This is a genomic window from Streptomyces sp. NPDC038135, assembly GCF_055601245.1.
In genome coordinates this window covers 222,747-235,180 of sequence record NZ_JBVJXS010000010.1, presented here as the reverse complement: position 1 = coordinate 235,180, position 12,434 = coordinate 222,747, and the positions used below count along the sequence as shown (strand labels likewise).

Below are 12,434 nucleotides of genomic sequence, written 5' to 3'. Positions count from 1 at the left end.
GTGGTCGTCGGCCGCGCCGGCCGGCGACCGGCCGTCACCGTGCCGGTGCGACGTCCCGGCGTACGGCAGCGACGACCCGTCTCGAGGTGGCACATGACATCAGCGACGACGACCGACGCGGCGGAGGAGTTCCGCCGGCTGAGCGACGACGATCCGGAACTGCAGGCCCACGGCACGTACTACTCGTGCAGCTTCCTGCTGGACATGGACCCGCACCGGTTCCTCGTGCGGATGCACAAAGGAAAGGTGGACGAACTGATCACCGACCCCGAGCCATTGGCGGCCTACGACTTCGCGATCCGCGCGGACGCGGAGACATGGCAGGGCTTCTGCCAGCAGACGCCTCCACCGATGTGCCACGGCATCTGGGCGGCCACGTTCCGGCGGGGCATGCGCCTGGAGGGCGACCTGCTCGTGCTCATGCAAAACCTGCGCTGCGTGACGCGGCAACTGGAACTGCTGCGCGTCACGGGCCCCCTCGGGCCGGCGGACGAGACCGGGCCCGCCCCATCCTCTCGTGAGACATAGGAGCTCCCCATGGTCAGCGGCAGGATTTCTCCGGTCACCGGCCACTACGTCACCATCGACGTGGAGGACGCACACTACAAGGTGTTCTACCTGGAGAACGGGCAGGGCACGCCTCTGGTGTGCCAGCACACCGCGGGCTGCCACAACCACCAGTGGCGGGGCCTCCTCGAGGACGAGGAGATCACCGGCCGCTACCGGGTGATCGCCTACGACCTCCCCCGGCACGGCAAGTCGGACCCGCCGTCGAATCAGGAGTGGTGGAAGGAGGAGTACCGACTCACAGCGGACCACTTCACGTCCTTCATCGTCGCCTTCTGCGACGCCCTCGAACTGCAGGACCCGATCTTCATGGGGTCGTCGTTCGGGGGGAACGTGGCCCTGCAACTCGCCCTGCGGCACCCGGACCGATTCAAAGCGGTGATCCCCGTCGAGGGCGCGGACTACTCACCCGGCTTCTACCTCGACTGGTGGCAGCATCCCCACGCGAATGCCGCCCAAGTGTGCGCCAGCGGCGTGTGGGACCTCATGGCACCGCAGTCCCCGGAGCAGGACCGCTGGGCCACCTGGTTCTACTACACCCAGGGATCGGAGGCGTTCAAGGGCGACCTGTACTTCTACTCCGTCGACCACGATCTGAGGGACCGGCTGGACGACATCGACGGCGACCGGTGTCCCGTGATCATGCTGACCGGCGAGTACGACTACCTCACCACCCCCCAGGACGGGCGCCGGACCGCAGAGGCCATCCGTGGAGCAGAGTTCATCGAGATGAAGGAGATCGGCCACTTCCCGATGAGCGAGAACCACCCGCGCTTCGCTCAATACCTGGGGCAGGCCCTGGAGCGGATCGAGAAGCGAACCGGCTCCTGAGGGCCACGGCGTACGTCCGTGTGTCCCGCACCCACGGTCGCACGCGTGCCACTGACGCACAGCGACTCGGCTTCGACAAACTCACCGGCGCCTAGATGGCTGTGCGAACACATCCTCGGCATCCAACTCGCCGGTGACAACGAGAAACCGGCACCGCGGCGCAGCCAGCACTACCTCTGAGTCCCGAGGAAGCACATTGAGACGATCGCCATCGGCGGCGAGGCCTGTGGCCGCGACGGTGAGGCGGAGACGCCAAGCTCCGCAACGCGAACCTCTTGGACATCTCGCGGGGTCGACGGCTCACACATCCGGGCGTTCAAGGGGGCTTGAAGACGGGACGAAATCCCGTTGACCGGGGCAGGACGGGCAGCAAGCATCACCTGATCACCGATGCCACCGGCATCCCGCTCGCCGTCACGCTGACCGGCGGCAACCGCAACGACGTCACGAGGCCGGCCCCGGAGCCGCCCCGACGTAGTGCTGGGAGACCGAGGCTACGACCACAACAAGTACCGCCGACTGATCTGGGACCTGGGTGTGAAGCCGCTCATCGCCCGCCGGGGCACCGGGCACGGCTCCGGCTTGGGCGCCCAGCGCTGGGTCGTGGGAGCCTCGGATGCTCGCTGATCTGCTGGCGTCGACTGGCGGCAGACGACGCCCCGGCAGCCAGGCGCGAGTCAGCATTCAAGGGGGCGTGGATGACGTCGAGCAGGACAGCCGCCGAAGAAGCCTTGACCGGCTCACCCAACCGCGTACGCGGCGAGAAACGGACGTACCACCGGCAGGGCGAGGTCAAGACGCAGGAATAGGTCAAGACGCAGGAATACGTCGAGGTGCCCGCAGCCAGGCAGTTCGGCGCAGGTTGCGCCCGAGATCGAGCAGCGGTGTCCTGGATCGACCGTAGCCGGGGGTGCCGGGAGTGGTCCTTGACGTTCCAGCATCTCGATGAAGGAAGCGGTTCCCCGAGCGCGGATCAGTCCGACCTCCTGCTGAACCGCCGCCGGAGCAGCTGTGACGCGTCCGCCATGTGCCCCGCCGGCAATCAGCGCGGTCAGCCGTTCGGGATGCCCCGCTAGCAGGTTGAGGCACCCCCTTTTCGCCCGGACGGACGCGGCGTCGATGATCGCTGAGGTCCAGTCAAGCTCGCCCCATGCAAGGAAGTTCGTCCAGGAAGCATCGAGACCCTGGTGCGGACGTGGGACGGTGATGGCCTCGACGCCTTCCTCTCCTCACTGGCCGATGACTTCCGCGGCTGGGAAGGAGCGCGCACCTGGCGCTCCCTGGAACGCGACCTGACGATCTCGGCGGAACACCGCCCGGGCGGTTATGTCCACCTGACGTGGGGCATCCACGACCGGCCTCCGTCCGAGGAGTGGCACTTCGAGACCACCACCGTTCATGCGGCCGGCGAGGACATGCGAATCCTCGCCGCTGAGTTCCACACATTTCTCACGAGTGCGGTCGAGTAGCTACACCACCACGTGAGACAACCTCTAAAGGGTGAGCGGAAGGCCCTGACTGACGGGCATGGACGGAGCGCGGCGTCTCCAGCAAGGCCTGACCGCCCGTCACACGAGACGCATTATTGGACCGAGACCCAGATGAGGTCACAAACGCGAATCTGCCGCTCGGCAGGGTAGATGCTGTAATTGAAGAACACGTTCTCCCAGGGAACAGGAATGCTATACCATACGATTCCGTCGATAACAATCGGAAGGCCTGGCGGTGTCTTGCCGACTTCCACCGCACTCCCGACTTCCAGAGCCAGTGCCCGCAGGAAGCGAACGATCGTTTGTTGCAGTTGAGCCGCTCCCGACGCCTGCATGTGCGCCAACACCTGGGACGCTGTGGCCTCGGTGACAGCCGTCCAGCCTATGGAGTCTGTGCTCAACTGGCTTCCTCTACGATTTCAGGCAGCGGGACGAGCCCGCGACCGGCGACGGTATTGGCCAGACGCTGTTCGCGTCCGGGAACTCCCTCGAACATCGCTTCCATCCACCAAAGGCTCATCACGTCGTTCAGCCTCTCACCCTGCTCCGCCCCGCCGACGGCTGCGAAGAAGGCCATGCGCCTGCCGGGGCTGAGCGCGTCGCCGATGGCGTTGATCGTGCGTGGTATCGCCGCCACCCGCGGGTCTACTATCGGCCGCTGGCTGAGTTCACTCATGTTGTATCTCCTGGGTCTGTGCGATGAGAGCGAGCCAATCGCGCTGTATCTGAAAGATACTCATCCCTCGCCGATCACCGCGAAGATCTGAGAATATGCATCGCAGCGCCTGCGCCACCCCTATACTGTCAGCGCCAGTGCCAGCTGGTTTCGCTGTGCGGGATGCGGTCGGGCCGATGACTCACCGAGCGCGAGCGCCGTGAGTGCACGCACGACGTCCACGTCATAGGCGGCGGCGAGCAGTCGCGGAACGCCGTTTCCGCCAAGACGTGCGTTGGCCTCGATGAAACGCTCCTGGCCATCCGTGCCGAGGACGGCGTCGAAGTTCGCCGGCCCATCGAAATGCCGAGGGCACGACAAAGCCGTTCGACGGTGGCCTTGAGTTGATTGTTTGTCCTCGAGGGCAACTGAGCGGTGCTCAGCCGCCAGACGACGAAGGTCCCGGCGACGATGACTGAAGATCTCGATGGCTAGTGGGCGGCCTTCGATGAACTTCTCAGCGATCACGGGCGTAGGCGACGGCGTCGGGCAAGTCGTCAGAGCGGGTGATGCGGGTGACGCCCTTGCTGCCTGATCCGTCCGCAGGTTTGATCAAGAGCGGGAAGCGCAGCGCTGCCGCCTTTGCGACGACCTCGATGCCGCAGGTCGCGGCGATTGCGTGGAAGGTGGCTCGTCGCGAGCCGCGAGGGCGAGGGGAGCGACTGCCGCTCACCGCCAACTCTCCGTAGGTCAGGACGCTGTCCAAGTCGCCCTCGGGCGCTGCGAGCGCCCCTCGGCATCGGTTGATCAAAGACTGTACGAGCAAGTGACACAGCTCGAAGAGGAAGTCGCCCAGCTCCGCCAGGCCGTCGTCTCTCACGCCATCGTCGCCCAGTTTGCCTGCACCAGCTCAGGCCAGCTGACGGTTTCACCGTCCTGCGTGCGGCCTCCAGCTCGCCAACATCAAGCTCCACACCATCACCCAAGCGATCACCGACTGGGCCCAGACCCGTCAGCCCCTGCCCATACCCCTCAAAAAACCCTCGACGATGCCCTCCAGGCGTACCCGAGCGCAAGCACTCCCGGGACCTGATCACTCCAGCCGACCGGGAGAGCCGAAGCCCTCAACACTCACAAGCGGCGCGCGCTCCCCGGCCGCTGACGGGTGTGCCGTGGCCAAGCGACGGCGACCGGACCGGGGGGTAGCTGTTGGCCACGGCTCGTAAGGTGATCACGGACTCCTGCACGAAGCTTCACCGCCCGCCGCACCGCCCACCTCCCGGAGCGGCACCAACTCTGTCCCCCCGGTTGGCCGCGCAGACGAGACGGAACGGTAGGCCACCGCTCATAGGCGGAAGAGGCGATGCCAGCTGCCGTCCTGGGCCAGGGGACAGGCCCTCGACTCGCTAGTAGCTGTCGTAGCCGGGCTCGCCGTGAGGCCGGTAGACGCTGAGGATGGTGCCGCTCTTTGTCGTCGAGACACTGACCGGCTTCAGTGCAGTGGGGATCGCTCCGTCGGCGAACAGCCGCTTGCCGGTGCCGATGATCACTGGATGGATGGTCAGCCGGTATTCATCGACGAGGCCGTGCTGCATGAGGGTCTGGGCGAGATCGCCGCTGCCGACGACATTGATGTTGCCGCCGTCGGACTCCTTCAGCTTGCGTACGGCATCGACGATGTCCCCTTTCAGCAGCGTGGAGTTCTGCCACTCGACGGACGTCAAGCTCCGAGACGCTACGTACTTGTGCATGCCGTTCATCCGACTCGTGAACGGGTTGCCGGGATCGGCGGTCGGCCAGTACGACGCGAAGATCTCGTACGTCTTGCGGCCGAGCAGCATCGCGTCGGAGTGCTCGTACCACCCGGCAACGGCCCTGCCGACCTCGTCGTCAGACACGGGTTTCTGCCAACCGCCGTGCTGGAATCCGCTCTCAGCATCCTCATCCGAAGCGCCAGGCGCCTGCATGACGCCGTCCAGCGTCAGGAACGTGCAAACGATGATCTCGCGCATGGTGCGCTCCCTTCGTCGAAGTGGGTAGACCGCGCACCCGCCCAAAACTCATCGCCGGTTCCGCGCCGCCGGGCCCGCGACGGCCGGCTGCCAATCGCGTGCCACGGCCTGGAGGGCGGCAACGGCGCGGAGGATTGAAGCGGAGCCACTCACGGCAACCAGCGCCATTCCTCAGGTGGGGCTGGTCTGGTGACGGGTGAGGCGCGCGGTGAGGAACGCGCGCTCCGCCTCGTTGCCCGTCAGCTCCAGCGCCTGCCGGTACGCGGCCGCCGCCTCGTCTGTCCGGCCGAGGCGCTGCAGTAGGTCCGCCTTGACCGCCGGCAGGTACTGGTACCGGGATAGCCGGCCGTCCTTCTCCAGCGCCTCGACCTGCGCCAGCGCGACCGCCGGTCCGTGGGCCATCGATACCGGCACCGTCCGGTTCAGTGCGACGACCGGTGAGGGCCATAGCGACAGCAGCCTGTCGTAGAGGGCCACGATCTGTGGCCAGTCCGTCTCCTCGTACGTCGGTGCCTCGGTGTACAGCGAGGCGATCGCCGCCTGCAGCAGATAGCGTCCCGCGCGGTCGCCGCGCAGCCCGGCCACGATCAACTCGTGCGCCTCGGCCAGCGCGGTACGTTCCCACAGCGAGCGGTCCTGCTCCTCAAGCCGCAGCAGCCGGCCGTCGGCGCCGGTCCGGGTCGCGCGCCGGGCGTCGGTCACCAGGAGCAGCGCCAGCAGCCCGCGGACCTCGGGCTCGTCGGGCATGAGGTCGTGCAGGGCGCGGGTCATGTGCAGTGCGCGGGTCATGTGCAGTGCGCGGTCGGCCAGGTCGGTGCGCATGAGCGCGGGGCCTGATGGGGCGGTGTGCCCGGCGGTGAACAGCAGGTGGATCACGCCGAGCACGGCCGTCAGCCGGTCCGGTAGCTCCGCCGGTCGCGGCACCCGGTAAGGGATGCGGGCGGCGGAGATCTTTTTCTTCGCCCGGGTGATTCGGGCGGCCATCGTCTGTTCCGACACCAGCAGCGCCCGGGCGACGTCCGGTGTCGGCAGTCCGCACACCAGCCGCAGTGTCAGCGCGAGTTGTGCCTCCTGCGCGAGCGCGGGATGGCAGCAGGTGAAGATGAGCCGCAGCCGTTCGTCGGGGACGACACCCTCCGAGTCCTGATCCTCCTTCTGTCCGCCCAGCTCTTCCAGGGCGAGCTCGTCGACGGCCTCTTCCGGCTCCACCAGCAGCGGCAGCTTCGATCGGAACGTCCGCTCGCGGCGGATCGCGTCCATCGCCCGGCGCTTGGCCGCAGTGGTCAGCCACGCCGCGGGGCTGTCCGGGATCCCGTCGCGTTCCCAGGCCGACAGCGCCGCGGCGTACGCCTCCTGTACACACTCCTCGGCCAGGTCCAGGTCGCGGGCGACGCGCACTGTCGCGGCGAGCACGAAGGCCCACTCGCGCCGGTGTGCGTCGGCGACCGCCTGTCCTGTGTCGGTCGCAGCCGTCATCGGGCCATGGGCGGGATGCCGCCCGCGACGGGCCGCACCTCGACACCGCCGCGGCCCCACTGGACGGCGGGGTTACGCCGCGCCAGCTCCAGCGCGGCGTCCAGGTCGGGGGCCTCGATGATGCAGACGCCGGCGATGACCTCCTTGGAGTCGATGAAGGGGCCGTCGGTGACCACATCACCGCGCAACGAGGTGGCGGTGTCGGCGGACTGCAGCGCGTAAGCCGTGATCATGGCGCCGGAGTCGATGAGGTCGTCGGCGTGCCGCTTGCTCGCCGCCTGTTGGTCGGGGGTGTAGTCGCCGGCCGCGGGGTTGTCGAAGATGAGGATCGCGTACTGGGCCATCACGGGTCTCCCTGGCTGTGTGTCTGGTCGGTACGCCTCTACGTCGGACGGGCGACGCGAATTCGACAGACCTCGCTGAAGTTTTTCAGATGCCCCCGGGCCGGCTCCCGGTACCTCTGCTGCTCAGAGGCGTCGGTCCTGGCATGGCGAGGTTTGTCCCGACGTTCCTCAGCCCCTGGAACCGGGGCGCGCCCATGTGCGCAGCCAGATCATGAGGGCCGTTGCCGTGGCGCCGCCCAGGCAGACGTAGCCGCGCTTGTCCTACCGCGTGGCCACGGCCCTGAACTGCTTCAACCTATTGATCGCCCGCTCCACCGTGGCGCGCTTGTTGTACCGCTCCGCATCGACATCGCAAGGCCGCCCGCCGCGCGAACCCCGGCCCTGGCGGGCGGCCTTGTGGTTCTTCTTCACCGGGATCACGTGCCGGATGTCGCGACTGCTTACCAGGAGCCGCAGGTTCACCGCCTTCGGTACTGGAACCGATAGTGCTGGAACCTTTTTGAGAAGTTGGGCGGTGCCGGCGGAGGCTCCGTGGGGCCCCGGCGGCGTGCTGGTGGGCACGAACGGAGGTGGCGTCGCGCACGGCGGGAGAAGACTTCAGCTCCCGCGAAGTCCTCGACCGCCGAACACCGGCGGCCGATCGCGGGTGAACCCACGCGTGCTGCGCCACGTCCTGCAAGAGAACAGCACCACAGCTACGGCACCGACGCCCGCCTACGATGTTTACGCGCGCCACGGGCAGGCATGCAGTAGTCCACTAAACGCCCCAACTGCCCGAGTACTGCTTCGTTGGCTTCCCGGACCGCCCCGCCCAGCCCAGCAACGGCCGCAGCCACACCAGCGTGCCCAGCCGGGACGAGCAGGTGGCGCGGCAGACGGGTTCGCGGTGCTGCGGGAGGTCTCCCAGCACACCAACGATCAAACTGTCCGGCGTCGCGGAACACATTCTCAAATACGCCCAATGCGCCGCGCTGCCCGACGTCCTGCTGGAAGAACTGCGCGGCCTTAACCCGCCACGCGGTCAGCGACCGACCCCTTTGAGCGGCAGGCGGTCGACCGGTGTTACAGAGGTGGGCGTCCTGCGATGGCACCGCCGGGGTCGTCGGCCAGAGCGAGGCGGGGCGGTGATGTCCCACCGGACGCGGTCCTGTTCCACCAGCGGCACCACCTCGCTGGAGGGGCTCGTGCGGGCGGGGCGGCGGGGCGGCGCTGGCCGCAGGGGCTGTGCCTGCGCCGTGCTTGTGTCGCAGGATGGGCGACTACGACTACCGGCCGCGGGTGATCGTCTTGTGCTCGATGTAACCGGTCAAGCCGACCTTGCCGTATTCACGGCCGAGGCCACTCGCCTTGTAGCCGCCGAACGGACCGTCGAAGCTCATCGGGGAGCCGTTCAGGGTGACCGTGCCGGTGCGCAGTCGGCGGGCGACGGCGAGGGCCCGCTCAGGGTCGGTGGTCCAGATGCCGCCGGACAGGCCGTAGGCGGAGTCGTTCGTGATGCGGACGGCGTCGTCCTCGTCGTCGTAGGCGATGACGGACAGAACCGGGCCGAAGATCTCCTCCTGCGCGATGCGCATGGAGTTGTCGACGTCGGCGAAGACAGTCGGGGTGACGTAGTTGCCCTTCCTCAGGTCTTCGGGGATCTGCGGTCCGCCGGTGACCAGCCGGGCGCCCTCCGCTATGCCGACGTGGATGTAGTCGATGACGCGCTGCTGCTGGTCGGGGCGGATCATCGGGCCGATGAAGGTGTCCGGAGCGGACGGGTCGCCGACCTTCAGCGATTCGACCATGGCCTTGATAACGGCGACGACCTCCTCGTAGCGGCTGCGCGGGGCCAGGATGCGGGTTTGGAGGATGCATGCCTCGCCGTTGTTCGCCAAGGAGCCGAATCGCAGGCCCTGGACGGCGGCGTCCAGGTCGGCATCGTCGAGGATCAGGGCGGCCGACTTGCCGCCCAACTCCAGGCTGACCCGCTTGAGGTGCTCGCCCGCGATGGAGGCGATGCGCCGACCGGCGCGGGTGGAGCCGGTAAAGGCGATCTTGTCGACGTCCGGGTGAGAGACGAGGTACTCGCTGGTCTCGCGGTCGGCGGGAAGGATGCTGAGCACGCCCGCGGGAAGCCCAGCCTCGTGCCACAGGTCCGCCAGCAGCATCATGCTGAGAGAATTCTCCGGGGAGACCTTCAGGACGACGGTGTTTCCGGCCAGCAAGGCCGGGACCAGCTTGGCAGTGGCTGCGGAGAACGGCGAGTTCCACGGGATGACGGCGGCGACCACGCCGATCGCCTCCCGTCGGATGATGGTGTCGAAGGACACCGACGGGTCGGACGGCTCGATGATCTCCTCCCAGCCGAACTCCTCGGCCGCCTTCAGGTACGCCTTCACCTGGCGGGTCAGGAAGGGCTGGCCGGCCCTGGTGAACCAGCCGGCCGAGCCGTTCTCGAGGGAGATGGCCCGAGCGACCTCGTCGGCGTGGGCAGCGCGCAGGGCGTCGTAGCGCCGGACGATCCCCTGTCGTTCCTCAGGGCTGGTGCGCGGCCAGAGCCCGTCGTCGAAGGCCGCGCGGGCCGCGGCGACGGCGGCGTCGACGTCAGCGGGCGCGGCCTGTGCGGCGCTGCCCAGCAGGGACTGGTCGTGCGGGGAAAGGATGTCGATCCGCAGATTCGGGTCGCTGGGCGCGACCCATGCGCCGCCGATGTAGAGCTTGTCGCGAACAGTCATGTCTTTCACGGTTCCTTTGTGCGAAAGGGCGAGAGGGCGGTGGGGAGGCGGGAGCGGGGAGCGCGCGGGCTTGCCACTCCACAGTAGAGGAATTTCCCCTCACTGCAACAGTAAAGATGCACTTATGGCTTGTGTTGCCGCTCACGCGCCGTGTTTCATGTCGAAAGTGACGACTGGGCGTAGAATCTCAACATCATGAGAGCTGACGCCGCACGCAACCTCACCGCTGTGCTCCAAGCCGGGGCCCAGTTGCTGGCCGAGGACCCGGGCACCTCGATGGCGGCCATCGCCGCCGCTGCCGGAGTAGACCGCACCACCGTCCACCGCCGCTTCTCCAGCCGCGAGGCGCTGCTCAGTGCCGTCTTCCAGGCCAAACTCGACTCCGCCGAACAGGTCCTGGACGAGGCACGCCTCACCGAGGCCCCTGTTCCGGTCGCCCTCCACCGCTACCTGGAAGGGATCATCCCCGTCAGCCGTAAATGGCCCGTCGACACGCGCCGCATGATGCAGAGGGACCCCGAGGCCGGCATCCGACGCCAGGAGCAGAGCGCCCGACTCGACTCCTTCGTCCGCCGCACCATCGACGAGGGCTACCTGCGCGCCGGCACCGACGCGGCCTGGGCGCGGGCGGTCCTCGACCAACTCGTCGACACGGCCGCCCACAAGTTCCCCGCCATGGATCCCCCGCAAGCCGCCGACCTCATCGCCAGCACCTTCCTCAGCGGCCTCGGCGCCACCTGACGACCGACCGGCCCGGCCGCAGTGGCCCAAGGCGACCTCTGGGCAGCCGTGCGGATTGCCCTGCGGATGCAGCAACTCGCCAGAAGCCGCAACCCTGTCGCCGGAGCGGGTGGAGCAGTACAGCAGGGGCGGTGACAGCCGCCAACCTGATCCAGCATCCGCATGGACGTGCCCGCACCCAGCGCCGCCACATTCCCCGCCTGCGCCCAACGGATCCGGTGCGGGGCGGGCTGGTGACGACGTTCCTGGGCGGCGGGCACGGGCTGTCGCGGGTGTCTCGGTCGGCTTCAACTGCGAAGTCACCCGCCCGTTCCTCGGCGAACGGACCGTCCTCGGCCACCGGATCGGCGTGAACCGCCCCCTGGTCGGCGCGGACACCCGCCTGTCCGCCAACGTCACTGTCGCCGCCATCAGCATGTGAAGCCCCCACATGAGCAACCCCGAACGAGAGATCGTGCTCCGCGCCCCCGGCGGCCTGTACCGATGCGGCACACCCCAGTTCGGCGCCCTGATCGGTGACCGGCTCTAGACCGGCAACCACATCAGCCTCGGCCCTGGCCTCGCAATCGGCCGTGACTGCCGGATCGCGAGCGGCGTCACCCTTGCCGGACCCACCATCCCTGCTCACAGCGCCATCACTGCCCCGCACACCGCCGAAGCCCACGTTCGGCAGCGCCCGCTCGGCGTACCCCCCCGGCTCCGGAGGCTGCAAGCAAAGACTTTCCTGGGCAGGTGAACACTTGACCCACCCCGCGGACGGTCACGGTCCCGGGTGCCTCTAGCGGGGCCATCGGGCAGTGTTCCCTGAGCTCAGGTCGCGGAAGGCTCGTCAGCGATGAGCTACAAGAGCTGGTCGGGGGTGAGGGTGGCAAGATCGACGGAAGAAACGGGGTGACGGGGTGCCAGTGATCGGGCGAGACTCCGGTCGTGCGTGATCACATGGAGACATCATCCGGACTACTGCTGCGTCGCTGGTGCGGGCTGGACGCCCGCGCGGTGATGAGCGCGTTTGCAGATCCTCTGATGCGTGGGCAGTCCGCAGAGGCCATCGACTCGGAGGCCGCTGCAGAGCAGTGGATCCTCAGGTGGACAGAGCGATGGGACACGGGCTCGGCGCATGCCTTCGCCGTGGTTGACGGCGACGGCGGCATCCTCGGGCACGTTGCCGTTGGCGCCGTCGATCGGCGCCATGCCGTCGGGTGGGTCTCGTACTGGACAACGGTCGCAGCCCGGAGGCGGGGCGTCGCCTCGCAGGCATGCCGAGCTCTGGCGCGGTGGGCGTTCGATGACGCTGAGCTGTTCCGCCTCGAACTAGGACACCGGGTCAACAACCCGGCGTCTTGCCGGGTCGCTGCGGCCGCTGGCTTCGCGGTGGAAGGGCTCCAACGGCAGAAGCTCGAATACGACGGTATTCGCTATGACGTAGAGCTCCACGCGAGGTTGGCGAGCGATCCACCGCCTCAGGGCTGAAGCTCAGCAGTTCAGCAATGTCGCCTTCGGCCTGGAGAGCCCATCAGCGCTTGCTCCGTCCTCGGCGCGGAGAAGCGCTGCGATCGCGGCCCGCTTTTGTCCGTCGATGACAAGGCTGCGTGCCTGCACCA

15 protein-coding genes and 2 pseudogenes are annotated in these 12,434 nt (G+C 67.8%); 7 read left to right on the top strand and 10 right to left on the bottom strand.

The features are described from left to right. The first annotated feature begins 93 nt into the window (after positions 1–93). The 4 genes and pseudogenes from ACZ7JA_RS28410 to ACZ7JA_RS28395 all read left to right on the top strand — a co-directional run bounded on the left by ACZ7JA_RS28410 (position 94) and on the right by ACZ7JA_RS28395 (position 2,867). The gene (locus ACZ7JA_RS28410; RefSeq protein WP_351666992.1) at positions 94–528 is read left to right on the top strand and encodes a hypothetical protein; all 435 of its coding nucleotides are present in this window, start codon (positions 94–96) and stop codon (positions 526–528) included. Between the two features lie 9 nt (positions 529–537). Beyond that, the gene (locus tag ACZ7JA_RS28405) at positions 538–1,398 is read left to right on the top strand and encodes an alpha/beta fold hydrolase (RefSeq protein ID WP_351666994.1); all 861 of its coding nucleotides are present in this window, start codon (positions 538–540) and stop codon (positions 1,396–1,398) included. A gap of 291 nt (positions 1,399–1,689) precedes the next feature. Further along, a pseudogene (locus ACZ7JA_RS28400) lies at positions 1,690–2,019 on the top strand (transposase); the annotation flags it as partial. 566 nt (positions 2,020–2,585) lie between these two features. Further along, a complete protein-coding gene (locus ACZ7JA_RS28395; RefSeq protein ID WP_470811168.1) occupies positions 2,586–2,867 on the top strand; it encodes a DUF6228 family protein in 282 nt (93 codons plus the stop codon). 113 nt (positions 2,868–2,980) lie between these two features. Here ACZ7JA_RS28395 and ACZ7JA_RS28390 read toward each other — a convergent pair whose 3' ends face one another. The 10 genes from ACZ7JA_RS28390 to ACZ7JA_RS28345 all read right to left on the bottom strand — a co-directional run bounded on the left by ACZ7JA_RS28390 (position 2,981) and on the right by ACZ7JA_RS28345 (position 10,092). Continuing rightward, a complete protein-coding gene (locus tag ACZ7JA_RS28390) occupies positions 2,981–3,289 on the bottom strand; it encodes a hypothetical protein (RefSeq protein ID WP_470811166.1) in 309 nt (102 codons plus the stop codon). Further along, positions 3,286–3,564 (bottom strand): hypothetical protein, encoded by a 279-nt coding sequence (locus tag ACZ7JA_RS28385; RefSeq protein WP_351667000.1) that lies wholly within the window; start codon positions 3,562–3,564, stop codon positions 3,286–3,288. Before ACZ7JA_RS28385 ends, ACZ7JA_RS28390 begins: the two co-directional genes overlap by 4 nt. A 120-nt stretch (positions 3,565–3,684) precedes the next feature. Beyond that, a complete protein-coding gene (locus ACZ7JA_RS28380; protein WP_450750900.1) occupies positions 3,685–4,071 on the bottom strand; it encodes an ATP-grasp domain-containing protein in 387 nt (128 codons plus the stop codon). Continuing rightward, positions 4,061–4,423 carry a hypothetical protein gene (locus tag ACZ7JA_RS28375; protein ID WP_470811163.1) on the bottom strand — a complete coding sequence of 121 codons (363 nt, stop codon included), beginning with the start codon at positions 4,421–4,423 and terminating at the stop codon, positions 4,061–4,063. Before ACZ7JA_RS28375 ends, ACZ7JA_RS28380 begins: the two co-directional genes overlap by 11 nt. Positions 4,424–4,949: 526 nt before the next feature. Next, positions 4,950–5,555, bottom strand: coding sequence for a dihydrofolate reductase family protein (locus tag ACZ7JA_RS28370; protein WP_470811161.1), 606 nt, complete (start codon positions 5,553–5,555; stop codon positions 4,950–4,952). A gap of 171 nt (positions 5,556–5,726) precedes the next feature. Further along, positions 5,727–7,031, bottom strand: coding sequence for an RNA polymerase sigma factor (locus tag ACZ7JA_RS28365; protein WP_470811159.1), 1,305 nt, complete (start codon positions 7,029–7,031; stop codon positions 5,727–5,729). Then, positions 7,028–7,375, bottom strand: coding sequence for a YciI family protein (locus ACZ7JA_RS28360; RefSeq protein ID WP_389298631.1), 348 nt, complete (start codon positions 7,373–7,375; stop codon positions 7,028–7,030). Before ACZ7JA_RS28360 ends, ACZ7JA_RS28365 begins: the two co-directional genes overlap by 4 nt. A gap of 261 nt (positions 7,376–7,636) precedes the next feature. Beyond that, a complete protein-coding gene (locus tag ACZ7JA_RS28355) occupies positions 7,637–7,936 on the bottom strand; it encodes a hypothetical protein (RefSeq protein WP_470811155.1) in 300 nt (99 codons plus the stop codon). 196 nt (positions 7,937–8,132) lie between these two features. Further along, positions 8,133–8,285 (bottom strand): hypothetical protein, encoded by a 153-nt coding sequence (locus tag ACZ7JA_RS28350; RefSeq protein ID WP_450743649.1) that lies wholly within the window; start codon positions 8,283–8,285, stop codon positions 8,133–8,135. A 355-nt stretch (positions 8,286–8,640) separates the two neighbouring features. Continuing rightward, on the bottom strand, positions 8,641–10,092 hold the full coding sequence (locus ACZ7JA_RS28345) for an aldehyde dehydrogenase (protein WP_470811153.1): 1,452 nt from the start codon (positions 10,090–10,092) through the stop codon (positions 8,641–8,643). Positions 10,093–10,287: 195 nt separating this feature from the next. Here ACZ7JA_RS28345 and ACZ7JA_RS28340 point away from each other — a divergent pair, with 195 nt between their 5' ends. From ACZ7JA_RS28340 to ACZ7JA_RS28330, 3 genes and pseudogenes are all read left to right on the top strand, one after another. Beyond that, on the top strand, positions 10,288–10,833 hold the full coding sequence (locus ACZ7JA_RS28340) for a TetR/AcrR family transcriptional regulator (protein ID WP_470811151.1): 546 nt from the start codon (positions 10,288–10,290) through the stop codon (positions 10,831–10,833). Positions 10,834–11,000: 167 nt separating this feature from the next. Further along, positions 11,001–11,102, top strand: a pseudogene (locus ACZ7JA_RS28335) (glycosyltransferase family 2 protein); the annotation flags it as partial. Between the two features lie 658 nt (positions 11,103–11,760). Further along, complete coding sequence (locus tag ACZ7JA_RS28330) at positions 11,761–12,303, top strand: GNAT family N-acetyltransferase (RefSeq protein ID WP_351667011.1); 543 nt, start codon at positions 11,761–11,763, stop codon at positions 12,301–12,303. Positions 12,304–12,434 lie beyond the last annotated feature (131 nt).